This window comes from Nocardia veterana NBRC 100344 (assembly GCF_000308855.1).
GTDB lineage: Bacteria > Actinomycetota > Actinomycetes > Mycobacteriales > Mycobacteriaceae > Nocardia > Nocardia veterana.
Genome location: NZ_BAGM01000052.1, coordinates 80,130 through 102,040, shown reverse-complemented (window position 1 = coordinate 102,040; position 21,911 = coordinate 80,130). Strand labels below are relative to the sequence as shown.

The window sequence follows — 21,911 nt, the reverse complement described above, 5'->3', positions numbered from 1 at the left end:
CGGCGCCGCCGGCGCGGGTGACATCGGCGCGGGTGACGTCGGCGCGGCCGGGGCCGGCGTAGTGGTCAGCGGCACCAACCGTTCCCCTTGGGCCTGAACGAGTTTCGGCGGGAGCACACCGGGCGTGCTGGGGATGGTGTTGAGCGGCGGCACCGGCGCCCCCTCGGCCGGAGTCTCCTTACCGATCACCGTGACCGAACCGTCCGGCCCCACCAGCAGCCGGGCCGGATCCTTCGCCGGAATCATGCCCAGTTCCCGGGCACGCTCGGCCAGCACGGGCGCGGAATCGGCCGCGGCCACCTCGCGCTGCAACGCGGCACGCTCGTCGAGCAACTGCCGATTGATGCGCCGCGCATCCGAGAGCTGATAGCTGTCCTCGGCCGCGTGCGTGGTCAGCACCAGGGTCGCCAGGAGGCCGCAGCCGAGCAAGGCGAGGATCGCCGCGACGAACGGCAGCCGGCCGGCCATCAGCGAGCCGGTACGAGTCGGTAGCGGTAGCGGCGCCTTCTCCCCCGCGCGATTGCGCCGCCGCGCGTAGGCGCGCTGGGCCGCACCGGATTTCACCCGCTCCGCGCTCTGCGCCTGCCGTGGCGCGGACCGCTGCGCCCGCCGTGGTGCGTCCACCCGTGTCCGCACGCTCATATTCCTGCCTCCCCTACCGTGTTCCTGTGGGACTGGCCGTGCCCCCGGTGCCGGATCGACGTCATCCGGCGGCCTGTATTCGCTCCGCGGCCCGCATACGCACCGGCGCCGCGCGTGGGTTCTCCTCTATCTCTGCTTCGCTCGCCTTCTCCGCGCCTCGGGTCAGAATCGCGAATTCCGGGCCCATACCGGGCAATTCGACCGGTAGGTCCAGCGGTGTTCGCGACGCGGACGCCTGCGCGAAGATCTGTTTGACAACCTTGTCCTCCAGCGACTGGTAGGACATGACGACGATGCGGCCGCCCACCTCCAGCGCGTCCAGTGCCGCCGGCACCGCGGCCTGCAGTGACTCGAGCTCCCGGTTCACCTCGATCCGCAGCGCCTGGAAGGTGCGCTTGGCGGGGTGCCCGCCGGTGCGCCGGGTGGCCGCCGGAATCGCGTCGTAGAGCAACTCCACCAACTGGGCGCTGGTGGTGAACGGCCGTTGCGCGCGCCGCCGCACGATCTCGCCGGCGATGCGCCCGGCGAACCGTTCCTCGCCATAGGTTTTCAGAATCCGGGCGAGCTCACCGTGGCTGTAGGTGTTGAGCACATCGGCGGCGGTGAGATCACCGGTCGGATCCATGCGCATATCCAGCGGTGCGTCCACCGAATAGGCGAACCCACGGTCGGCCTCGTCGAGCTGCATCGAGGACACGCCCAGATCCATCAGCACCGCGCGCACCGAGCCGCGCTCGGGCAGTCCCGCCTGCCGCAGGGCGTCGGGAAGGCCGTCGTACCTGGTGTGCACCAACGTGATTCGGTCGGCAAAGGGCTCCAGCCGGGCACCGGCGAGGCGCAATGCCTCGGTGTCGCGGTCCAGTCCGATCAGCCGGATCGCCGGATAGGTACGCAGAAAATGTTCGGCATGCCCGCCCAGACCGAGGGTGGCGTCGACCAGCACACCGCCGGATTCCAGTGCGGGACCGAGGATTTCGTCGGCACGCCGCAACAGGACCGGAACATGGCGGGGGCGGTCGCTGTCATGATTCACCTCGACCTCCCGGATCCTGGCTCACGGTGCTTGCGACGGGTGGGTTGCCTGGGGTGGACAGCCAATGCCCCGGGGTCTCTGTCCGAAGCACGGCACCTGGCGTTGGGGAAGTACGTCAGGGTCCGTGTCGGGCAGAGGCCGCAGGGCACTCGCCTGTCTCGGATCAGAAAATTCCGCCCAGCGACTCGTCTCCTGCCAGCGAGTAATCCTCCTCGTGCTCGGCGAGGTAGGAATCCCACGCCTGTTTGTCCCAAATCTCGAGGAAATCGACCGAGCCGATCACCACGCAGTCCTTGGTGAGATTCGCGTATCGGCGATGTTCGGCCGACAACGTGATCCGGCCCTGCCCATCGGGACGCTGTTCGTCCGTGGACGCCGCCAAGGCACGAACGAAAGCCCTTGCCTGCGGATTGCTTCGGGACGCCGCCGCGGCTCGCCGCGCCAACGCGGTGAACTCCTCTTTGGGATAGACGGCAAGGCTGTGGTCCTGTCCTTTCGTGACCATCAACCCTCCCGCCAGTTCGTCGCGAAACTTCGCAGGCAACGTCAGTCGCCCTTTGTCGTCCAGCCGAGGCGTGTAGGTACCGAGAAACACAGTCTCGACACCTCCCGCTCGATCACCTCGTCTGGTCGGCCTCTTATCAGTGCGCGCTCCACATTACCCCACTTTCCCCCACTTTCAATCGAAAGCCGCGGTGATCTCGGTCCCCGGGCAGGCGATTCGGCTGGTCAGCTCAGCTATCACCGGGGTGGGGAGATTTCGGCGAGTTCCTCCGGCGCGCCTCGGCGCCGGCGACGACGGTCCGACAACAATCAGCAAACCTGCAGTTCGGAGGGGCGCTGCGGTCGGGTGGGAAGTAGTGGGGGATCCGGGTGGGGAAGCGTGGGGAATCGCGGGGATCGGTGAAACAGCGCGAGCGCGACGGTGATCAGAACCACTCCCCCGATACGAAAACGACACGCCGCAAGCTACGGCGTGTCGTTCGCAATCTTCGTTTATCGGCTATCGGCTAACAGGCACGGCAATCATCGCGCAACCGTCTTCGGTCACTCGCCTCCGCGTCCGGGAGCCGAGTCGACGCTCAGCTGTCCTGTTCGAAGCGACGTCTGAACCGGTCCTCCATCCGAGCGGAGAAGCCACCGGCCTTGCGCTGCTTGCTCTTTGCCGCTCGTCCGGGCGCGCCCCCGGGACCCGTGGCGGCGTCAGCGCTGCCCCGGCCTCCCTTGGACATCCCCGAACCACCCAGCAGCAACAGCACACCCGCACCGAACATCACGATGAAGCCGAGCAGGCTGATGATGGGGAACCCGCCCGGCTTCACCGGCAACGCGATACCCGCAACAAGAAGAACGAGGCCGAGGACGAAGAGCGCGGCCGCCTGAAGTCTGCGTCTTCCGGTGGCAGAACGAAGCCGTCCACCACGAACGGTCGAGGCGAATTTGGGGTCCTCAGCATAGAGCGCGCTCTCGATCTGTTCGAGCATGCGCTGCTCGTGCTCGGAGAGTGGCACGGTACCTCCCCCGGCACTAGGTCCTGGTTGTCGCCTCCGGGTAGACGACAAGTAGCCGACCTTGGCGGCTACTGCCACCAATGATACGAGTTCGATCAGTGCGCTACCACCTACTCGCCGATGTTCACGCCGTGCCGTCGGCGAGCCAGCCGGCCGCTGGACGCAACCGAGCTGCGCTGACGGCCAGTGCGTCCTCCACATCACGCAGGAATGCCTCGACCCGGGAGGCGAACTGGTCGGCCTGGGTATCGCTGATCGCGCGATCCAGCCCGGCCTCGAGCGCGGCGCGGGTTTCGGAGTAGGAACTGAAGTAGTCCGACCACATCACGAATTCCGGCGCGGCCTGCTGCATCAGCACCCAGGCATTGCGGGAACGGGCCCGCGGCGCCCGGTCGGCGCCGGTCGCGGCGAGCACCGCCCCGGCCCCGCGCAGCGCGGCCAGGTAGGCGGTGCGCAACCGCTCGCGGGGATCGGGTTCGGCCCAGGCCTGCTGCACCATCGTGTCGGCACGGTCGAGCAGTCCGCCCGCCCGGCCCGCCCGTCGCGGATCGTTCATCCGACCAGCCATCTCGACACCTCCACACTTCGCATATCCGACCCCGGTCCACCGCGGTGAACCGAACAGATATTCGAACGTTTCAATTGGTGTGAATATAGAGAGGACCACCGACAACTTTCGCGACGAACGAGAGCCGCGCACCCTGGATATGGCCCACCCGAACGCGGCCGCGACCTCCGCGGCCATCCGACAGACAGAGACGGCCCCCGAAGATATGGCTCCCCGCACATGACCGCCGTCCGGCCCCGCCACACGCCCGCCCCCGTCGTCGTCGACATCTCGGCCGCGACGCTGCGTCAGCGATTGCACGATGCGCTGGCGGTCTATGTCGCGGCGATGGACTACCCGCGCGGCACCGAGCACCACCGTGCTCCCATGTGGGCCGAACACACGACCCGGCCCGGCTGGCAGGCGGTCGCGGCGGTGGTGCCCGACGACGACGGCCGCATCGATCTGCGGACGGCGCCGATCGTCGCGATCGCCTACGGCTACCGGGGCGCACCGCATCAGTGGTGGCATCAGCAGGTGCACACCGGAATGCGGCGCTCGGGCTGGCCGGAGCAGACCGCTCGCGCGGTCCTGTCGGACTATTTCGAACTGACCGAACTGCACGTCCACCCGTCCGCACAGGGGCGCGGCATCGGCGAAACACTGCTGGTTCGGCTGCTCGAACAGCGCACCGAGGCGGCCGTGCTGCTGTCCACCCCGGAGGTCGACCACGAGGACAACCGGGCCTGGCGGCTGTACCGGCGGCAGGGCTTCACCGATGTGGTCAGGCATTTCGTCTTCTCCGGCGACACCCGCCGCTTCGCCGTGCTGGGCCGCCGGCTGCCGTTGCAGGCGCCCGCGCAGTGACCACGCTGATCATCGGGTCCGGCCACAACGCGCTGGTCGCCGCCTGTTATCTGGCGCGGGCCGGCGAGCCGGTGGAGGTCCTGGAACGCGACGAGGTGCTCGGCGGCGCGGTGTCGACGGTGGAGCGGTTTCCCGGACATCTGGTGGATCGCGGTTCCTCGGCGCACATCATGATCCGGCACACCGGGATCATCGAGGAGCTCGAACTGGCGAAGTTCGGATTGCGGTACATCGATTGCGACCCTTGGGGTTTCGCCCCCGCGCCGCCCGGTTCGACGGACGCGCCGATCGTGTTCCACCGCGATCTCGACCGCACCTGCGCCGCCGTCGAACGCGCCTGCGGATCGCGCGAGGCCGACGCCTACCGCCGGTTCGTGCACACCTGGGGGCCCCGCGCCCAGCGGGTGATGCGCGCCTTCGGCGGCGCTCCCACCCCGGGCCGATTCGTGCGTTCGTTCTGGGGGCTGGACGCCCGCGGCGGCGGTAGCGCGCTGTCACGCGAATTCCTGCAGTCCGGAGACGCGTTGCTGGACAGCTGGTTCGACAACGAGCGGCTCAAGGCGGCCCTGGCCTGGTTCGGCGCGCAGTCCGGGCCGCCGATGTCCGAACCCGGCACCGCGCCGATGGCCGGCTTCGCGGCCCTCATGCATACCCTGCCGCCCGGCCGCGCGGTCGGCGGCAGCGGCGCGCTGACCGCGGCGCTGGTCGCGCGGCTGCGCGCGGACGGCGGTGTGGTCACCGCCGGCGATGCGGTCGTCGAATTGCGGCGCGCGGGCGACGGCTGGCGGGTCCGGACCGCGGCCGGGCGCGAGCTGTCCGCCCGGACCGTCGTCTCCGGGGCTCATGTGCTGACCACGCTGGACCTGTTGCGCCGCGGCGGATTCGACGCCGGCGTCCTCGACGAATGGCGGCGCCGGATCCGAGTCGGGCCCGGAATCGGCATGGTGGTGCGGGCGGCCACCGACACGCTGCCCGGCTACCCCGGCGCCACCGCGGCCGAATCGGCGCGCGGCCTGCAACTGCTGGTGACCGACCGGCGGCAGTTGCGGCTCGCGCACGGTGCGGCCCTGGCCGGTGAACTACCGCCGCGGCCGGTGGTTCTCGCGATGAGCTTCAGCGCGCTGGACCCGACCATCGCACCGCCCGGACAACATCAGCTGTCGCTGTGGGCGCAATGGCATCCGTACCGGCTCGCCGACGGCAGCGACTGGGCCGACCACGGCGCCCGCGAGGCCGATCGCATCATCGCCGAAGTGGACGGGTACGCACCGGGTTTCGCCGATTCCGTGCGGCAGCGCCACGTGCAGACCCCGGCGGATCTGGAACGCGAGCTGGGCCTCGTCGGCGGCAATGTGATGCATGTCGAGATGTCCCTGGATCAGATGTTCTTCTGGCGGCCGCTGCCGGAACTGTCCGGACAGCGAGTGCCCGGCGCGCCGGGCTTGTATCTGACCGGCGCCTCGACACATCCGGGCGGCGGAGTGTCCGGCGCCAGCGGGCGAACCGCGGCGCGGCTGGTGCTGCGCTCGGTACGCCGCGGCCGGTTCGCCCGGCGATGACCGCGCGGCTGTGGCCGGCGCTGACGACTCTGGCCTGGGTGGCCGCGCAGATCAGCTACCCACTCACCGCCGGGACGGCCCGCGATCGGGTGACGGTGTCGATCGTCGTGCTGGCGGCCGCGACCGCGATGCTGCACGCCACCGTTTCCCGCGGCCCGGGCTGGGCGGCCGGCTGTGCGGCGATCGTCGGCGGCGTCGGCCTGCTCGCCGAAATCGTCGGCACCGCAACCGGTTTCCCGTTCGGGTGCTATCACTACGCGCACGGCCGGCTCGGCCCCGAACTGGCCGACGTGCCCCTCCTCGTGCCGGTGGCCTGGATCGGCGGGCTCTACCCGATCTGGGTCGCGGCCGGACTGCTGTGCCGGCGCACCGGCGCTCGGGTCCTGACCACCGCCGTCGGCGCGGTCGGCTGGGATCTCTTCCTCGATCCGCAGATGGTCGCCGACGGGCAGTGGACCTGGTGTTCGGCGCAGCCGGGGTTACCCGGAGCAGGTGATATCCCGTATACGAACTATCTGGGGTGGTTCGCGGTCGGCGCGGTGATGGCCGCTCTGCTCGCCGTGCTCGAACCTCGGTGCGCACCCCGCGGCGCCGGGCCGGCGGTGCCGATCGCGGTGCTGCTGTGGACATGGTTCGGATCGGCTCTCGCCCACGCGGTGTTCCTGGATCTGCCGGCCTCCGCCGGCTACGGCGCGATCGGGCTCGGGCTGGTCGCCGTACCCACCGCGCGGTGGGCGGTACGGCGGGTCGGACGAACCGGCCGCCAGGCGGTCCGAAACGGCGCCGGCGACACACCCCGGTGCACCGGTACGCCGGAGGCCGGTCGCTAGCAGGCCCGATTCGAATCGGCCACCGGGCCGGCGCGCAACGAAGGCCCCGTCGCGTGCCGGTGATCACTGCGCCGCATGGCACGATGTGTGCCGTGCAGCCGAGTCCGACACCATCGATGCCAGAATCGACCCACCCGCCGCGGCGTACCCGGCGTCATCGCATCTCGTCCATCGCACTGCTGGCGTTGCTGCTGGCACCGTTGCTGGCCGGCTGCCTGCGGGTACAGGTGTCGATGGGTGTGTCGTCCAACGACCGGGTCTCCGGACATCTGGTGGCGGCCGTGATCCCGGCCAACGACAAGGACAAGGGCCCGCAGCTGAAGGCCCCCGACACGCTCGCCGCCAAGATCCGGGTCGAGCCCTACACCCAGGACGGCTACGTCGGCAGTCAGGCCTACTTCGACGACCTGACCTTCGGTGAGGTGCAGCAGCTGGGCTCGCTGTCGGATCAGACGCAGGGCATGTTCAACCTGCAGTTCACCCGGACCGGCGACAAGGTGACGCTGAGCGGCCGGGTGGATCTGAAATCCGTTCCGCCACAAGGCTCGGACATCCAGTTCACGGTCGCCTTCCCGGCCCGCGTCGCCACCACCAACGGCACCCGCCAAGGGGATTCGACGGTGTCGTGGAAACTGCCGGCCGGCGATGTGAGCACCGTGCGGGCCGAGGTCAGCTACGCCGACCCCAACACCCGTTCCTTCGCCGGGTGGGCCGGCATCGTGGGCGGCATCACGCTCGCCGTGGCCGCCATCGTCGCCGTGCTGGCCTATCTGAACCGCAACCCCACCCCGCCGTGGCGGCCGCGGACGCATCAGGACGCCTGATCCGCCGATGAACGCCGGGCGCGCCCTACGCACCGTCGCGGCACCGCCGCCGAGCGGCGTCGCGCGGCTGTCCGCGACGGCGCGAGCGGTGTTCGAGCCACTGGTCTGCGCGGGTACCGTCGTCGCCGGCGCGGGATGTGCGGTGGCCCTGGCGAATCGGCTGAGCATGCGCCGCTTGCGGCCGGATGCGACGCCGGTGATCGAACCGGTGGTCGTCGCGATACCGGCCCGCGACGAGGCCGCGCGACTGCCGGGGCTGATCGCGGATCTGCGGGCCCAACAGGGAGTTTCGCGGATGCGCGTGTGGATTCTCGACGACGGTTCCACCGACGGCACCTTTCCCGCCGCGGTCGAGGCCATCGGGGACGACGAGCGATTCACCGTCGTCGCCGCCGATACCGAACCGCCGCCCGGCTGGACCGGGAAGACCGCGGCGTGCGCCCGTCTGGCCGAACTGGCCGGAATCTGTGCCGATCCGCCACCGGGTGCGCTGATCTTTCTCGATGCCGATGTCCGGTTGCAGCCCTGGACCATCGCCGCCGCGGTACGCGAATTGCGCCGCAGCGCAGCGGGTTCGGTGGCGCCGTGGCCGTATCAGCGGGCCGAGACCGTCGTGGAACGGCTGGTGCAACCGCTGCTGTGCTGGTCCTGGGCCGCCTCCTTGCCGGTGCGCGTGGCAAACCGCAGCCTGCGGCCGTCGACCGCGGTGGCGTGCGGGCAGTTTCTGGTCTTCGACGCCGCCGTCTATCGCGCGGTGGGCGGGCATGCCGCCGTCGCCGGGTCCGTCACCGAGGACCTCGCGTTGGCACGGGCCCTGCGCCGTGCCGGGCACCGGACCGAACTCGTCGCGGCCGGGACGATGGCGAGCACCCGGATGTACCGGGGCGCGGCGGAAGTAGAGCAGGGATACACCCGGTGGCTGTGGTCGGCCTACGGCGGGCCGGCGGGTGCGGTCGGCGTCGATGTGGTGGCCGCGGTGAGCTGGCTGCTACCGGCCGTCGCGGCGGTATGCGGTCGCGGACGGCTGCGCCGGGTGGGCGCGACGGGTTACGGCCTGGCCGTCGCGAGCCGGCTGCTCGCCCGTTCGCTGGAATCCGGCGGTGACCTGCGCGGCGCCGACGGCCTTGCGGCACTGGCACATCCGATCTCGATCGGTGCCTATCTGCGCCTGTCGGCCCGGTCGTGGCGGCTCCACCGGCGCGGCCTGCTGCGCTGGAAGGGCCGGTCGGTGCCGGCGGGTCCGAACCCGGCCCGGCCCGGACCCGCGGCGATCAGCGCACCGAGGTGATGCCGACCGTCGGCAGGAACAGGCAGGTGTGATCGCCGTTGCGAACGGTGCCGAACACCGCCGCCAGGACGGTGCCCGAACCGGTGTCGACCGGCACCGCGCGCACGCCGCCGAGCGGCAGCGCCGAGAGGAAGAAGTTCCGGATCCCCTGTTCGAAGGCCGGGCGCACCTGCGGTGGCAGATCGGCCGGGATCATCGACGAGACGACCTGCGACAGCGGCCCCATGGCCGCGAATCCGCCGCGCCCGTTCGCCACGTTGAACCACGCCACCTGCATGCCGGCGGTGTCCGGGCCGTCGGGGCCGAGGCCGTAGGGGACGAACGCGAACATGGTCTGCCCGGCCTTCACCGCCGACAGATCCAGCCCGGGCACCGGCACCGCCAGGTTCGGCCACGGTCCGGGCACCGCGCCGGCCAGGGCCGGAACCAGTCCGAGCGTGCTGCCGTCCTGGCAGAACGCGGCGGCGGAAGGCCACAGGAAGGGCTGGATACCGAGCTGTTTCAGCCCGTCCACGGCGCTCTGATAGGCGCCCAGCAAATCGCTTGCGGCCGCCTGGTTCTGCCCCGCCGCGGCAATCGCGGCGGCCGGATCCGGTGGTGCCGCGGCGGCGGTCACCGCACCCGCGAAGGTCAGCGCACCGGTCACGGTGAGCGCGGCGGACAGGCGGACGAAACTGGTTACCACGGCCATCGGGGTCTCCTGCGTTCGGCGGAACATCCGCACCAGGTCGGTCCGCCGGGCCGCACAGCATGACTCGGGGACCTCCGCGTCGTCACGGTGCACGAGAGGGTACCGCCGGTGCGCGCGAATGCGTGGCAACTCGCGCGCGAAACGCCGATCAGGCGCTGACGGCCGCCGGGGTCACGGTGTAGCCCAGGTTGGTCAGGACCTCGGTGGTCGCCTTGGCGAAGTTCAGGGTGATGAAATGCAGGCAGGGCGCGCCCTCGTCGATCAGCCGCTGCGCGATCTCGGTCGCGATCTCGATGCCGACCGCACGCACCGCGTTGCGGTTGGCCTCCGGATCGTTGCCGGCGGCGCGTTCCAGCCGCTGCATCACCGCTGCGGGCAACGCCCGGCCCGAGAGTTCCTCGGCGCGCTGCACCGTGCGCAGCGAGGTGATCGGCATCAGCTCCGGAATGATGGGTTTGGCGCCCTGCTCGGCGTCGCAGGCGGCGACCCGATCCCGCAGGCGCAGATAGTGTTCCACGTCGAAGAACATCTGCGTAATCGAATATTCCGCTCCCGCACGCAGTTTCGCGACCAGATAGCGGGTGTCGTGGTCGAGGTCGGGAGACCGGTAGTGCCCCTGCGGGAACGACGCCACGCCGACGTGGAAGTCGCCCAGGCCACAGACGATGCGGACCAATTCCTCCGCGTATTCGACGCCCTCCGGGTGCTTGCGCCACTCCCCCAGCGGATCGCCGGGCGGGTCGCCGCGCAGCACGAGCATGTTGCGGATGCCGGCATCGGCGTAGCTGCCGACGATCGAGCGCAGCTCGGCCACGCTGTGCCCGACCGCGGTCAGGTGCGCGACGGTCAGCAGGGTGGTTTCGCGGGCCAGCTGTCCGGTGATACGGGCGGTGCGGTCGCGGGTCGATCCCCCCGCGCCGTAGGTCATCGAGACGAAGGCCGGGTGCATCCGCTCGAATTCGCGGGCGGCGCGCCAGAGCCGGGCTTCGGCCGCGGCGTCGCGCGGCGGGTTGAATTCCACCGAGAACGGAATGCCGCCGTCGGGCCGCCGACGCAGCTGCCCCACCACGGAGGGAGTTCCGGACGGCGTCCGGGAAGGTCGGCCTGGGGTCGATCGTCCCCGCACGTTGTCGAAACTCACCGGTCCAGTGTAGTAGGACGGCCTGGTCCGACGGGTCGCCCGGCCCGGATTCGCCCCGGTCCAGCCGCTGGTCCGCGAGCCCGGGCGGTTTCCGGGCCGCCCCGGCGGCCGGATTCGGGAGGACGCCTGTCCTGCCCGCGCCACGGGCCGCTCGGGTCGTGAACCGGACGCAGTAAGGTTCTCGGTGGTCCGGCGGGCGCCGCGACGCGAATCGTTCGCGATGGCCGGCCCGGGCGAAGGTGAGCCGGGGACCGACGACTCGTCGCGGTACACCGCGAGGTATCAGCGCCGGCGACACCTCGGGCGCGCCGGAATTGCCCGGCTCGTCCGGTGTCGGCTCGCCGATACGATGACTATCTGGAGGTTGTGTTGTCCGTTGGCCCGGCCAGCCCGGCACGTCCGGCGCCGAACGACTCGGCCGCGCTGGTACGCGCGGTCGAACAGGCGCTGACCGGATTCTTCGCCGGCCGCCGCGAACTGGTCGCCGAACTGGGACCGGTTTTCGTCTCGGCCACGGCCGCGCTCGAGGATTTCGTGCTGCGCGGCGGCAAGCGCACCCGGCCGTCGTTCGCGTGGACCGGCTGGCTCGGCGCGGGCGGTGACCCCGACGGCGCCCAGGCCGACGCGGTCCTGACCGCCTGCTCGGCGCTGGAACTGGTCCAGGCCTGCGCACTGATCCACGACGACATCATCGATTCCTCCCGAACCCGTCGCGGGTACCCCACCGTGCACGTGGACTTCGAACGTCGCCACCGCGACCGCGGTTGGGGCGGCGATTCGGCACATTTCGGTACCAGCGTCGCCATCCTCATCGGCGATCTCGCGCTGACCTGGGCCGACGACATGATCGCCGCGGCCGGGCTGGATGCCGCCGCCCGGGCCCGCTTCGCCCCCGTGTGGGCCGCCATGCGCACCGAGGTGATGGGCGGCCAGCTGCTCGACGTGCACGGCGAGGCCGGAGCCGACGATTCGGTGGCCGCCGCGCTGCGGATCAACCGCTACAAGACCGCCGCCTACACCGTGGAGCGCCCGCTGCATCTGGGAGCCGCGCTCGCCGGCGCGGAGGCGGAGCTGATCGCCGCCTACCGGGAGTTCGGCACCGATATCGGCATCGCCTTCCAGCTGCGCGACGATCTGCTCGGCGTCTTCGGCGATCCGGCGGTCACCGGCAAACCTTCCGGCGACGATCTGCGCGAGGGCAAGCGGACGGTGCTGGTGGCCGAGGCGTTGCGGCGGGCCGACGCCACCGATCCCGCCGCGGCCCGGCTGCTGCGCGACTCACTCGGTACCGATCTGACCCCCGACCAGGTGACGCGGTTGCGCGATGTGATCACCGACCTGGGTGCGGTCGCCGACGTGGAACGCCGCATCGACGAGCTCACCGAACGCGGGCTCGCCGCCCTGGCCGCCAGTTCGGTCACCCCCGCCGCGGGACAGCGATTGCGCGCGATGGCCCTGGCCGCGACCCGGCGCGTCGCATGAGGACCGTTACCGGGCCCAGCGACCGGATCGTCGTCGTCGGCGCCGGCCTGTCCGGGCTGGCCGCCGCACTGCATCTGGTCGGCGCCGGACGCACGGTCACCCTGCTCGAGCGCGCCGACCACCCCGGCGGCCGGGTCGGGCGTTACCGTGGGCCCGACTACGAGATCGACTCCGGCGCAACGATTCTCACACTTCCGAACCTGATCGACCGGACCTTGGCCGCCGTCGGCTCCAGCACTGCCGAGCACAACCTGGTCATCCACCGGGTCGATCCCGGCTACCGGGCCCGCTTCGCCGACGGCAGTGTGATCGGCGTCTACTCCGATCCCGAGCGGATGGCGGCGGAGCTGCGGCGGACGTGCGGCGACGATACGGCCCGGCGCTACCTCGATCTGCGCGGGTGGCTGGCTCGTATCTACGACGCGGCCTACGACCAGTTCATGGACACCAATTTCGACTCGCCCCTGGATATGGTCCGGATCCCGGCCAAGCGGGCGGCACTGTGGGAACTGGTGCGACTGGGCGCATTCGGGCGGCTGGGGCCGCGGGTGCAGCGAATCCTGGGCGCGGAGCAGCCGGCCCGGCTGTTCACCTTTCAGGCCCTCTACGCCGGCACGGCGCCGGACCAAGCACTGGCCGTCTACGGCGCGATCCCACATATGGACACGTCGCTCGGGGTGTACTTCCCGGTCGGCGGTATGCGGGCGATCACCGCGGCGCTCGCGGCCGCCTTCACCGGCGCGGGCGGCCGGCTGGAATTGAACTGCGAGGTCACCGGCATCGAGTATGCCGCCGGCCGGGCCCGGCGAGTCCGCACCGCCGACGGCCGCGGCGTCGACTGCGACGCGGTGGTGCTGACCGCCGATCTGGGCTCGCTCGATCGCTTCGGCATCCGACGGCGGCGGCCGCTGCGCGCCGCCCCGTCCGCGGTGGTCGCGCACGGCACGGTGCCGGCGCGGATCGCGGCGCAGTGGCCGCTGCAGGCCCACCACACCATCGATTTCGGCCGGCAGTGGACCCGGACGTTCACCGAGATCGCCGCCGGTCGCGGCCGCGGCCGGCTGATGAGCGATCCGTCGTTGCTGCTGACCCGGCCGGCGCTCACCGATCCCGGTCAGTTCATCGCGCGCGCGACCGGCCGGCACGAACCGCTGTCGCTGCTCGCCCCGTGTCCGAATCTCGATGCGGCGCCGCTGGATTGGGCCCGCCTCGGGCCAGCCTACCTGCGCGAGCTGCTGGACGTGCTGGAAGAGCGCGGATATCGCGGTATCGCCGACCATTTCACCGTCGACCACCTGGACACGCCGCAAACCTGGTCGGACCGCGGCATGATCGCGGGCACACCGTTCTCCGCGGCGCATCTGTTCCGCCAGACCGGGCCGTTCCGCACCCGCAATCTCGTGCGCACCGCGGCGAATGTGGTGCTGGCCGGGTGCGGCACCACTCCGGGCGTCGGCGTACCCACCGCCCTGCTGTCGGGAAAACTGGCCGCCGAACGCATTACCGGCGGCGTGCGGCACGCCGACGGCGGCACGTCGCCGACCGGCGCGCTAGGGTTGCCGGCAACCCATTAAACTGGCCCGCGACCGAACCACTCGCCGCGGTTGCGACCGCACGACATTCCCGGGGGGAAGACGAACCATGCCGACCCCCGATACGGATACCGCCCCCGCGACAGCGCCTGTGACCAGCGCGGTCACCACGGCACCGGTGACCGCCACCGTGCCGGTGCCCGAACCGGCCGTCCACACCCTGCGCTGGTGGATCCGCTGGGCCGGCGACTTCTTCCGCAGTCCGGAGGGGCACGCCGCCCTGCTCGGGTTCTGGGGTGCGGTCATGATCACCGTCGGCGGCCTCGGCGCCGGCGCGGTCCGCCGCAGCGATCCGCTGCTGGAAGCCGCCCACCTGTCCTGGCTGCGATTCGGTCACGGTTACGCGCTGGCCACCATCGTGGTGTGGCTGGGCGTGCTGTCGATGATCATCGCGTGGGTCCGGCTGGGCCGCATCACCATCGGCACCGGCGCCCGTACCGACCGCCCGGCCAGCACGGTCACGCTGAACGAATTGCGCGCGATCGTCGGCATCTGGATCCTGCCGCTGCTGTTCGCGGTTCCGATGTTCAGTCAGGACGTCTACTCCTATCTGGCCCAGGGCGCCCTGCTGCGCGACGGATTCGACCCGTACAAGGTCGGCCCGGTCGTCAATCCCGGTGTGCTGCTGGACAATGTGAGCCCGGTTTGGACCACCACGACCGCGCCGTACGGCCCGATCTTCCTGCTGATGGGGCAGGCGATCACCAGCATCACCGGCGACAACGTGGTGGCGGGCACGATCGCGATGCGCCTGGTCATGCTGCCGGGCCTGGCGCTGATGATGTGGGCCGTCCCGTATATGACCAAACACCTCGGCGGGAAGCCGACGGTCGCGCTGTGGCTCGCGGTGCTCAATCCGCTGGTGCTCATCCACCTGATCGGCGGTGTGCACAACGAGATGCTGATGGTCGGCCTGATGGCCGCCGGCATCGCGCTGGTTCTCGAACGCCACCACGTCGCCGGTATCGTCGTGGTCGCGATCGGGGTCGCGATCAAGGCGACCGCCGGTGTGGCACTGCCCTTCCTGGTGTGGATCTGGATGATTCACGAACGGGAACGACGCGCGGCCGAGAACGAGGGCCCGCTACCGCATCCGATTCGCACCTTCGTCAAGATCGCGGGCCTGGGAGTCTCGGTCTTCGCGGTCGTCTTCATCGCCGCCTCGGCCGCCGCCGGGGTGGGGATCGGCTGGCTGACCGCCCTGTCGGGTTCGAAGAAGATCATCAACTGGCTGTCGCTGCCGACGATCATGGCGCACATGGTCACCTGGGTCACGCCGCTGAATCTCGGCGAGGTGCTGGTGTGGACCCGCGCACTCTGCGCGCTGGCGCTGGTGATCATCCTGGTGTGGACCTGGTGGCGCTACAAGAGCACCGAACGTGATGCGGTGATGGGCATTCTCATCGCCTTCGTCGCGATCGTGATCCTCTCCCCCGCCGCTCTGCCGTGGTACTACTCGTGGCCGTTGGCCCTGGCCGCCGGTTTCGCCATGTCGACGACCACGCTGATGATCCTGGTCGGATTGTGCACGTGGCTGATGCTCGTCTTCCAGCCGGGCGGCTCGATCGGGTTGTACAACCTCTGGCACGTCGCGGCGGCCACCTTCGTCGCCGTGGTGGCGGCGCTGTCGCTGCGCAAGGTGGATCCGCTGCGGTTGCGCGCCGATTCGGGCAGACCCAAACCATGACCGGCCGCGGCCCCGATGCCGACCTGGCGGCCGCGTACCGGCACTGCAGAGCGATCGCCGCGGCACACGGCCGCACTTATTTCCTGGCCACCCGGCTGCTGTCCGCACCGCAGCGGACGGCGGTCCACGCCCTGTACGCCTTCGCCCGCACCGTCGACGACATCGTGGACTGCGCGGAAACGGGCTGCGGCGCAACCGGTTCCGGAAACCGGGACGTCGCGTCGGCTGTGGGCGATCCATCCGCCGGCCGCACGGGAACGGACGCAGCCCGCGCCGCGGGCGATCCGCTCTCCGCCGTAGCGCATCTCGACCGGATCGAGCGGCAAGTGCGCACAGCGCTGTCCACTTCGAGGCCGCTCGATGCCGTATCGGACGAGCCCTTCCCCGTCGGCTGTGTTCCGCCCCACCCCCGCGACCGGCCCGTCGTCGCCGACCGCGCGGCCGCGGGCACGGCGATCGACGGCCCGATCCTGTACGCGCTCACCGACACCGTCGCCCGGTATCGCATCGCGCCCGAACATTTCCGGGTGTTCCTCGACGCCATGCGGATGGACGTGCCTGGAAGTGCGCTGTTCCGCGACCGATACGCGGATATGGGGGAACTTCGCGAGTACATGCGGGGTTCGGCGGCGGCGATCGGGTTGCAACTACTTCCCGTCCTCGGCACCGTGGTGCCGGTAGCGGCGGCCGAACCGGCGGCCGCGGCGCTGGGTGAGGCATTCCAGCTCACCAATTTCCTGCGCGACATCGCCGAGGACCTCGATCGCGGACGCATCTACCTGCCGGGCGACGCGCTCTCGGCCTTCGGTGTCGATGCCGGGTTGCTCGCGCACTGCCGGCGCACCGGCCGGACCGACCCGCGGGTCCGTCGCGCCCTGGCCCATCTGATCGCCGTCACCCGCTCGGTGTACCGCACCGCGCTGCCGGGCATCGACTTGCTGCGGCCTCGGGTCCGGCCCGCGATACGCACCGCCGCCGTGCTGTACGCCGGAATCCTCGACGAGATCGAACGCCACGACTACGCCGTATTCGACCGCCGCGCAACGGTTCCCACGCCACGTCGGCTGCGGGTCGCGGTCACCGAGCTGGGTGCCGGAGTCAGCCGCCTGCGGTCCGCCCCCCGTCCGACGATCGGCATTCCGGCCGAGCACACCGCCGGGGCCGACCGGGCGGCCCACCTCATCGCGTAGTACCCGCCGCGGTCTGCCGGGCCGGCATCCTGCTGTCGGCGGCCGCCCGGGTCGCCGGACCTCCTGGGGCGACCCGGCTCGCGGACGAACCGGGAGCCGGGCTCGCCCGGTGCCGGATCAGAAGGGCTCGGCCGCGGCGCGGCGCACGACCTCCCGTGCCAGCGGGCCGTGGATGGCGTCGATGGGCCGGCCGGGCAGCGAATCATCGGCGGTGTAGAGCCACTCGAGGATTTCCTCGTTCGAGTACTTCGCATCCCGCATCACCGTGATGAGCCCCGGCAGGGGTTTGACGACCGCGCCCGAGGAATCGAAGAAGTCCTTCGGGATACCGGCGATACCGCCGCGGCGGATCGCGATCAACTGATGATCGCGCAGCATCTGATGCACTCTGGTCACCGCGATGCCGAGTTGTTCGGCCACATCCGGCAACGGGAGCAGGGTCACCGATTCGGGAACGACATCGTCGCTGCAGGGAAATGCACTCACGGGGACAACGGTAGTCCGTCGCGTGGCGGATACGGCATACGCCCGGCGACCGGGCACGGTGAGGACGTCCTCAGCGACCGGGACGGCCCGCGCCTATACGATCGGGTATGCCGTCTCGGGGCGGCATCCGCTGGTGGAATTTCGAAAGGACTGCAGTTGATCGGCCAGATGCTGGACGGGCGCTACCGCATCGACGCGCCGATCGCGCGCGGTGGGATGTCGATGGTGTTCCGGGGAGTCGACACCCGGCTGGACCGGCCCGTGGCGATCAAGGTGATGGACCCGAAGTTCTCCGGCGATCCGCAGTTCCTCACCCGCTTCGAATTCGAGGCCCGCTCGGTGGCCAAGCTCAAGCACCCGTCGCTGGTGGCCGTCTACGACCAGGGGGTGGACGGGGAGTACCCGTTCCTGATCATGGAATTGGTCGAGGGCGGCACCCTGCGCGAGTTGCTGCGCGAACGCGGCCCGATGCCGCCGCACGCGGTGCGAGCGGTGGCCGAACCGGTGCTGCGCGCCATCGGTGTCGCCCACGCGGCCGGGCTGGTGCATCGCGACATCAAACCCGAGAACGTGCTGATCTCCGATGCCGGTGAGGTCAAGATCGCCGATTTCGGCCTGGTCCGGGCCGTTGCGGGATCGAACCTGACCTCGGCCAGCGTCATCCTCGGGACCGCCGCCTACCTGTCTCCGGAGCAGGTGACCGCGGGCAGTGCCGACGCCCGCAGCGACGTGTACTCCTTCGGCATCCTGATCTTCGAATTGCTCACCGGCCGAACACCGTTCACCGGCGACACGTCGCTGTCGATCGCCTATCAGCGGGTCGAGAAGGATGTGCCGAGCCCCAGCCGGTTCATCGAGGGGGTGCCGCCGGAATTCGACGAACTGGTCGCCCACGCCACCGCTCGCGAGCCGGCACACCGGTTCGCCGACGCGACCGAGATGGCGGCCGAACTGCATCGCATCGCCGCGGTCCTGCATCTGCCCGAGTACCGGGTGCCGGCCCCGCAGGAATCGGCGGAGCATCTGTCGGCGCGGTACCGGGTGGCCCAGACCCCTGCCGGTCCCGCCGAGCCCGCGAATACCGGCCGGCCGATCACGGAGGCGACGACGCGGCTCGCCGCCGAACCCGCACACACCCGGGTGATGACCGCCGCGCATCCGATGCCGGACCCGGAACCGGAACCCTCCCGGCTCGCCCCGCCACCGCCGCAACCGCCCTACCGGCAGGAATTCCAGGCCGATCGAGGCAGCTCCCGACGCCGGGTGCTGATCTGGGCCGCCGTGGTGGTGGTGCTGGCCCTGCTGCTCGGCATCGGCGGCTGGTGGCTCGGGGTCGGCCGCTATTCGTCGGTACCGCCCATCGCGGGGATGAACACCGAGCAGGCGACGGCGACGCTGAAGAACGCCGGGTTCGAGACGACGGTGCGCAGCAAAGCCTCCGACATCATTCCGGTCGGCGGCGTGGTGGGCACCGATCCGTCGGCGGGAGCGCGGGTGCTGAAGGGTTCGACGGTCGCGGTCCTGGTGTCCAGTGGTCAGCCACAGGTGCCGCAATTCCGGACCGGGCAGGACGCGAAGACGGTCCATCAGCTCATCCGTGATGCCGGCCTGACACCCGTCGACGGCGGGGAACGCCCCAGTACCGCGCCGAAAGGTTCGGTGGCGCAACTGGATCCGGCACCGGGCACCGTCCTGCCGACCGGCGCACAGGTGAAGGTCTACCGCAGTAAGGGCTCCCAGCCGGTGAAGGTGCCCGACGTGCGCGGCAAAACCGTCGAGGAGGCCAGAACGGCCCTGCAGAACGTCGGCATCACGGTCGCCGACACCCGGGACGAATTCGATTCCCGGGTCAAATCGGGCCAGGTCGCGGGCACCGACCCGGCGGCCGGGACCCAGGCTCTGTCCGGTTCGTCGGTGACGTTGATCGTCTCCAACGCCGTCCAGGTCCCGGACGTCATCGGCAGGAACGCCGCCGCGGCGCGTACCGAACTCGAGAATCTCGGGCTGAAGGTCGTGCTGAATCAGGTATTCAGCGGTGACCGGGGCACCGTCCGGGTGCAATCCCCGTTCGGCGGTGCGAATGTGGCGCCCGGATCCACCGTGACCCTCACCGTGCTGCCCTTCTGATCCGGTAGGTCTCCGATCCCGTAGTCCTCTGCCCCGCAAGGACTCTCGTCCTCGGGCCGGCTCGGTACCGATCAGCCGACGACCCCGCCGACATCCGCCCCGCCGAGCAGTTCCGCCTCGCTGACGCCGAGCCGCGAGCTGGCCAGGTCGAGCGCCTGCTGGAGGACCGCGCTGGCGCTCGCCCCGACCACCTGGGACTGTTCCAGACGCCCGTTGCCTCGTACCACCCGCAACCGGCATCGCCAGGCAATTCCGGCGCGGTCGACCTCGGGCCGCTCGATCACGAGCGTGACCGGGACACCGTCGACCTCGAACACATGCTCGGCGAGGGCGGCGACGGGTCTGTTCGTCGCCCGCCCGGGGGAAATCGAACGATCAGCAGGCGAATGCGCTTTCCTGGTTATCGACGCGCCTTGCATAGCGATCCTCTCCGAACACGTCCCGCACAGCCTGGTGCCGCTGCAGTCCCACGAGTGGGAACCTAGTGCAGGTTTCGGAGTTCAGCAACCGCACAGCTAACTTTTGCGGATCATGTCACGCTGCCGTGACGGATCACGGGCCTCAGCCGACGGCCAGCAGGGGCGTCCCGGTCTCCGGATCGTTGACCGCCACCACTGCCGCGGTGGTGAACACCTCCACCGGGACCCCACCGATGCTCGGGCTGATGTTGGTGGTGATCTGTGCGGCCGCCGCACTCGGCACATAGCCGTGGTCGAGATCGAAATCCCAGGAGATCTCGTACCCCCAGCTGATGTTGAAGATCAGCAGCCGGCTGCCGTCGCGCAGCACCACCTCCGACGGTATCCCGTCACGATCGCGATCGCGCAGCAAACGCAGGATGGTGCGATCGACATGGCCGATGTGCGGCGCGCTCTGCGCGCTCGCCGGGATATCCCCGCGCGAGCGGCCGGCGCCGCGCGAAGGTCCCTCGTCATTGCGAAATACGACGTCCACTATGGCCGATCCGTCACCGCAGCATCTCGGCGACCAGGAATGCCAATTCCAGGGACTGCTGCGTATTCAGGCGAGGATCGCAGGCCGTCTCGTACCGGTCCTCGAGGTCCAGATCGGAGATGTCCTGCGCGCCGCCGAGACATTCGGTGACATTCTCACCGGTCAGCTCGATGTGCAGGCCGCCGGGATGGGTGCCCAGGGCGTGGTGCACCTCGAAGAAGCCCTGCACCTCGTCCACGATGCGGTCGAAGTGACGGGTCTTGTAACCGGTCGAGGACTCGTGGGTGTTGCCGTGCATAGGATCGCACTGCCAGATCACCTGATGGCCCGTCGCCTGCACCTTCTCGATGATCGGCGGCAGCACGTCGCGGACCTTCGTGTTACTCATCCGCGCGACGAGGGTGAGCCGGCCCGGCTCGTTGTTCGGGTCGAGCCGTTCGACGTATTCGACCGCCTGATCCGGGGTGGTGCCCGGGCCGATCTTGATTCCGATCGGGTTGGCGAGCAGTTCGGCGAAGGCGATGTGCGCACCGTCGAGCTGGCGGGTGCGCTCACCGATCCACAGGAAGTGCGCGGACAGGTCGTAGAGCACCGGATCGCCGGCGGCGTTGTGCGACAACCGCAGCATCGCGCGCTCGTAGTCGAGGACCAGGGCCTCGTGGCTGCAGTAGATCTTCGCCGACTGCAGGCTGGGGTCCTGGACCCGGCAAGCGTTCATGAAGGCCAGGCCGCGATCGATCTCGGAGGCCATCTGCTCGTAGCGCGCGCCGGCGGGCGACTGCGCGACGAAATCGCGGTTCCAGTCGTGCACCTTGTGCAGGTCGGCCATGCCCGCGCCGGTCAGCGCGCGCACCAGATTCATGGCGGCGCTGGCGTTGGCATAGGCGCGCACCAGCCGCGAGGGATCGTGTTCGCGCTGGGCGGGCTCGGCGACGAGCGAGTTGACCATATCGCCGCGATAGGACTTGAGTCCGAGCGCGTCGACATCGGCCGAGCGAGGTTTGGCGTACTGGCCCGCGATCCGGGCGACCTTGACCACCGGCAGGCTCGCACCGTAGGTGAGCACCACCGCCATCTGCAGCAGGGTGCGGATATTGCCGCGGATGTGCGGCTCGGTGTTGTCGGCGAAGGTTTCCGCACAGTCGCCGCCCTGCATCAGGAAGGCTTCGCCGCGGGCGACTTCGGCCAGTCGCAGGCGCAGCTCCTCGACCTCGGCCGGCACGCACAGCGGCGGCACACTCTCGAGGACGGTACGCATGGTGGCGGCCTGCTCGGGATCCCACGACGGCTGCTGCAGGGCGGGGCGGGCGAGTGCGGCGTCGAGGCGCCGACGGAGCTCGGCGGGCAACGGTGGCAGTTCCGGCAAGCGATCGATCGGTACGTCGACGGTCCAGTTCACCAGATCAGAATACGGACCTTCCGCAATCGTGGGGTAACCCGGAGGGTAGGGGGCGATGAAT

Annotated in this window: 21 protein-coding genes; 10 read left to right on the top strand and 11 right to left on the bottom strand. The window is 70.1% G+C overall.

Annotated features, from left to right (window positions below; genetic code table 11):
- From ftsL to ON37_RS08915, 5 genes are all read right to left on the bottom strand, one after another.
- Nucleotides 1-642, bottom strand: a 642-nt coding sequence (ftsL, locus tag ON37_RS08935) for a cell division protein FtsL (protein ID WP_245553120.1), incomplete at its 3' end; no start/stop codon positions are given.
- 61 nt (nt 643-703) lie between these two features.
- Nucleotides 704-1,675 (bottom strand): 16S rRNA (cytosine(1402)-N(4))-methyltransferase RsmH, encoded by a 972-nt coding sequence (rsmH, locus tag ON37_RS08930; protein ID WP_040718357.1) that lies wholly within the window; start codon nt 1,673-1,675, stop codon nt 704-706.
- Nucleotides 1,676-1,838: 163 nt separating this feature from the next.
- Complete coding sequence (gene mraZ, locus ON37_RS08925; RefSeq protein ID WP_040718356.1) at nt 1,839-2,270, bottom strand: division/cell wall cluster transcriptional repressor MraZ; 432 nt, start codon at nt 2,268-2,270, stop codon at nt 1,839-1,841.
- A 487-nt stretch (nt 2,271-2,757) separates the two neighbouring features.
- Entirely contained in the window at nt 2,758-3,186 is a 429-nt protein-coding gene (locus ON37_RS08920) for an SCO2097 family morphological protein (RefSeq protein WP_040718355.1), read from the bottom strand.
- A 124-nt stretch (nt 3,187-3,310) separates the two neighbouring features.
- The gene (locus tag ON37_RS08915) at nt 3,311-3,754 is read right to left on the bottom strand and encodes an SAV_6107 family HEPN domain-containing protein (protein ID WP_051031365.1); all 444 of its coding nucleotides are present in this window, start codon (nt 3,752-3,754) and stop codon (nt 3,311-3,313) included.
- Nucleotides 3,755-3,973: 219 nt separating this feature from the next.
- On the opposite strand from ON37_RS08915, the gene ON37_RS08910 reads away from it, so the two are divergent.
- From ON37_RS08910 to ON37_RS08890, 5 genes are all read left to right on the top strand, one after another.
- Nucleotides 3,974-4,600, top strand: a complete 627-nt coding sequence (locus ON37_RS08910) for a GNAT family N-acetyltransferase (RefSeq protein WP_040718354.1) — start codon at nt 3,974-3,976, stop codon at nt 4,598-4,600.
- Nucleotides 4,597-6,159, top strand: a complete 1,563-nt coding sequence (locus tag ON37_RS08905; protein ID WP_040718353.1) for a phytoene desaturase family protein — start codon at nt 4,597-4,599, stop codon at nt 6,157-6,159. The genes ON37_RS08910 and ON37_RS08905 overlap by 4 nt, the downstream gene beginning before the upstream one ends.
- Nucleotides 6,156-6,989 (top strand): carotenoid biosynthesis protein, encoded by an 834-nt coding sequence (locus tag ON37_RS08900; protein ID WP_083892832.1) that lies wholly within the window; start codon nt 6,156-6,158, stop codon nt 6,987-6,989. Before ON37_RS08905 ends, ON37_RS08900 begins: the two co-directional genes overlap by 4 nt.
- Before the next feature lie 116 nt (nt 6,990-7,105).
- Nucleotides 7,106-7,813 (top strand): LppM family (lipo)protein, encoded by a 708-nt coding sequence (locus ON37_RS08895; protein ID WP_040718385.1) that lies wholly within the window; start codon nt 7,106-7,108, stop codon nt 7,811-7,813.
- Between the two features lie 7 nt (nt 7,814-7,820).
- A complete protein-coding gene (locus ON37_RS08890; RefSeq protein ID WP_083892831.1) occupies nt 7,821-9,101 on the top strand; it encodes a glycosyltransferase family 2 protein in 1,281 nt (426 codons plus the stop codon).
- On the opposite strand, the gene ON37_RS08885 is transcribed toward ON37_RS08890, so the two are convergent.
- Nucleotides 9,085-9,792, bottom strand: a complete 708-nt coding sequence (locus tag ON37_RS08885) for a hypothetical protein (RefSeq protein WP_040718383.1) — start codon at nt 9,790-9,792, stop codon at nt 9,085-9,087. The two genes, ON37_RS08890 and ON37_RS08885, sit on opposite strands and share 17 nt — an antisense overlap.
- Before the next feature lie 148 nt (nt 9,793-9,940).
- Complete coding sequence (locus ON37_RS08880) at nt 9,941-10,933, bottom strand: methylenetetrahydrofolate reductase (protein ID WP_083892830.1); 993 nt, start codon at nt 10,931-10,933, stop codon at nt 9,941-9,943.
- A gap of 357 nt (nt 10,934-11,290) precedes the next feature.
- Between ON37_RS08880 and ON37_RS08875 the strand changes: the two genes are divergently transcribed.
- The 4 genes from ON37_RS08875 to ON37_RS08860 all read left to right on the top strand — a co-directional run bounded on the left by ON37_RS08875 (nt 11,291) and on the right by ON37_RS08860 (nt 16,884).
- Nucleotides 11,291-12,415: a polyprenyl synthetase family protein gene (locus tag ON37_RS08875; RefSeq protein ID WP_040718382.1), complete on the top strand. Its 1,125-nt coding sequence runs from the start codon at nt 11,291-11,293 to the stop codon at nt 12,413-12,415.
- Nucleotides 12,412-13,989 (top strand): phytoene desaturase family protein, encoded by a 1,578-nt coding sequence (gene crtI / locus ON37_RS08870; RefSeq protein ID WP_040718351.1) that lies wholly within the window; start codon nt 12,412-12,414, stop codon nt 13,987-13,989. Before ON37_RS08875 ends, crtI begins: the two co-directional genes overlap by 4 nt.
- Before the next feature lie 67 nt (nt 13,990-14,056).
- Entirely contained in the window at nt 14,057-15,694 is a 1,638-nt protein-coding gene (locus ON37_RS08865) for an alpha-(1->6)-mannopyranosyltransferase A (protein WP_083892829.1), read from the top strand.
- Nucleotides 15,691-16,884 (top strand): phytoene/squalene synthase family protein, encoded by a 1,194-nt coding sequence (locus ON37_RS08860; protein WP_083892828.1) that lies wholly within the window; start codon nt 15,691-15,693, stop codon nt 16,882-16,884. Before ON37_RS08865 ends, ON37_RS08860 begins: the two co-directional genes overlap by 4 nt.
- 117 nt (nt 16,885-17,001) lie before the next feature.
- Here ON37_RS08860 and ON37_RS08855 read toward each other — a convergent pair whose 3' ends face one another.
- A complete protein-coding gene (locus ON37_RS08855; protein ID WP_040718350.1) occupies nt 17,002-17,370 on the bottom strand; it encodes an Rv2175c family DNA-binding protein in 369 nt (122 codons plus the stop codon).
- Nucleotides 17,371-17,538: 168 nt separating this feature from the next.
- On the opposite strand from ON37_RS08855, the gene pknB reads away from it, so the two are divergent.
- Nucleotides 17,539-19,497 (top strand): Stk1 family PASTA domain-containing Ser/Thr kinase, encoded by a 1,959-nt coding sequence (gene pknB, locus ON37_RS08850; protein WP_051031375.1) that lies wholly within the window; start codon nt 17,539-17,541, stop codon nt 19,495-19,497.
- A gap of 71 nt (nt 19,498-19,568) precedes the next feature.
- Here pknB and ON37_RS08845 read toward each other — a convergent pair whose 3' ends face one another.
- The 3 genes from ON37_RS08845 to ON37_RS08835 all read right to left on the bottom strand — a co-directional run bounded on the left by ON37_RS08845 (nt 19,569) and on the right by ON37_RS08835 (nt 21,850).
- Nucleotides 19,569-19,916, bottom strand: coding sequence for a hypothetical protein (locus ON37_RS08845; protein ID WP_210741488.1), 348 nt, complete (start codon nt 19,914-19,916; stop codon nt 19,569-19,571).
- Nucleotides 19,917-20,058: 142 nt separating this feature from the next.
- Entirely contained in the window at nt 20,059-20,451 is a 393-nt protein-coding gene (locus ON37_RS08840; RefSeq protein WP_040718349.1) for a hypothetical protein, read from the bottom strand.
- A 13-nt stretch (nt 20,452-20,464) separates the two neighbouring features.
- Nucleotides 20,465-21,850 carry a class II 3-deoxy-7-phosphoheptulonate synthase gene (locus tag ON37_RS08835; protein ID WP_040718348.1) on the bottom strand — a complete coding sequence of 462 codons (1,386 nt, stop codon included), beginning with the start codon at nt 21,848-21,850 and terminating at the stop codon, nt 20,465-20,467.
- Nucleotides 21,851-21,911 lie beyond the last annotated feature (61 nt).

Excerpts from the sequence above, each read along its gene's own strand:
- ON37_RS08915 (WP_051031365.1), bottom strand. The coding sequence starts at position 3,754 with ATGGCTGGTCGGATGAACGATCCGCGACGGGCGGGCCGGGCGGGCGGA.
- ON37_RS08910 (WP_040718354.1), top strand. The coding sequence starts at position 3,974 with ATGACCGCCGTCCGGCCCCGCCACACGCCCGCCCCCGTCGTCGTCGAC.
- ON37_RS08900 (WP_083892832.1), top strand. The coding sequence starts at position 6,156 with ATGACCGCGCGGCTGTGGCCGGCGCTGACGACTCTGGCCTGGGTGGCC.
- ON37_RS08895 (WP_040718385.1), top strand. The coding sequence starts at position 7,106 with ATGCCAGAATCGACCCACCCGCCGCGGCGTACCCGGCGTCATCGCATC.
- ON37_RS08890 (WP_083892831.1), top strand. The coding sequence starts at position 7,821 with ATGAACGCCGGGCGCGCCCTACGCACCGTCGCGGCACCGCCGCCGAGC.
- ON37_RS08885 (WP_040718383.1), bottom strand. The coding sequence starts at position 9,792 with ATGGCCGTGGTAACCAGTTTCGTCCGCCTGTCCGCCGCGCTCACCGTG.
- crtI (WP_040718351.1), top strand. The coding sequence starts at position 12,412 with ATGAGGACCGTTACCGGGCCCAGCGACCGGATCGTCGTCGTCGGCGCC.
- ON37_RS08865 (WP_083892829.1), top strand. The coding sequence starts at position 14,057 with ATGCCGACCCCCGATACGGATACCGCCCCCGCGACAGCGCCTGTGACC.
- ON37_RS08860 (WP_083892828.1), top strand. The coding sequence starts at position 15,691 with ATGACCGGCCGCGGCCCCGATGCCGACCTGGCGGCCGCGTACCGGCAC.
- pknB (WP_051031375.1), top strand. The coding sequence starts at position 17,539 with ATGCTGGACGGGCGCTACCGCATCGACGCGCCGATCGCGCGCGGTGGG.
- ON37_RS08845 (WP_210741488.1), bottom strand. The coding sequence starts at position 19,916 with ATGCAAGGCGCGTCGATAACCAGGAAAGCGCATTCGCCTGCTGATCGT.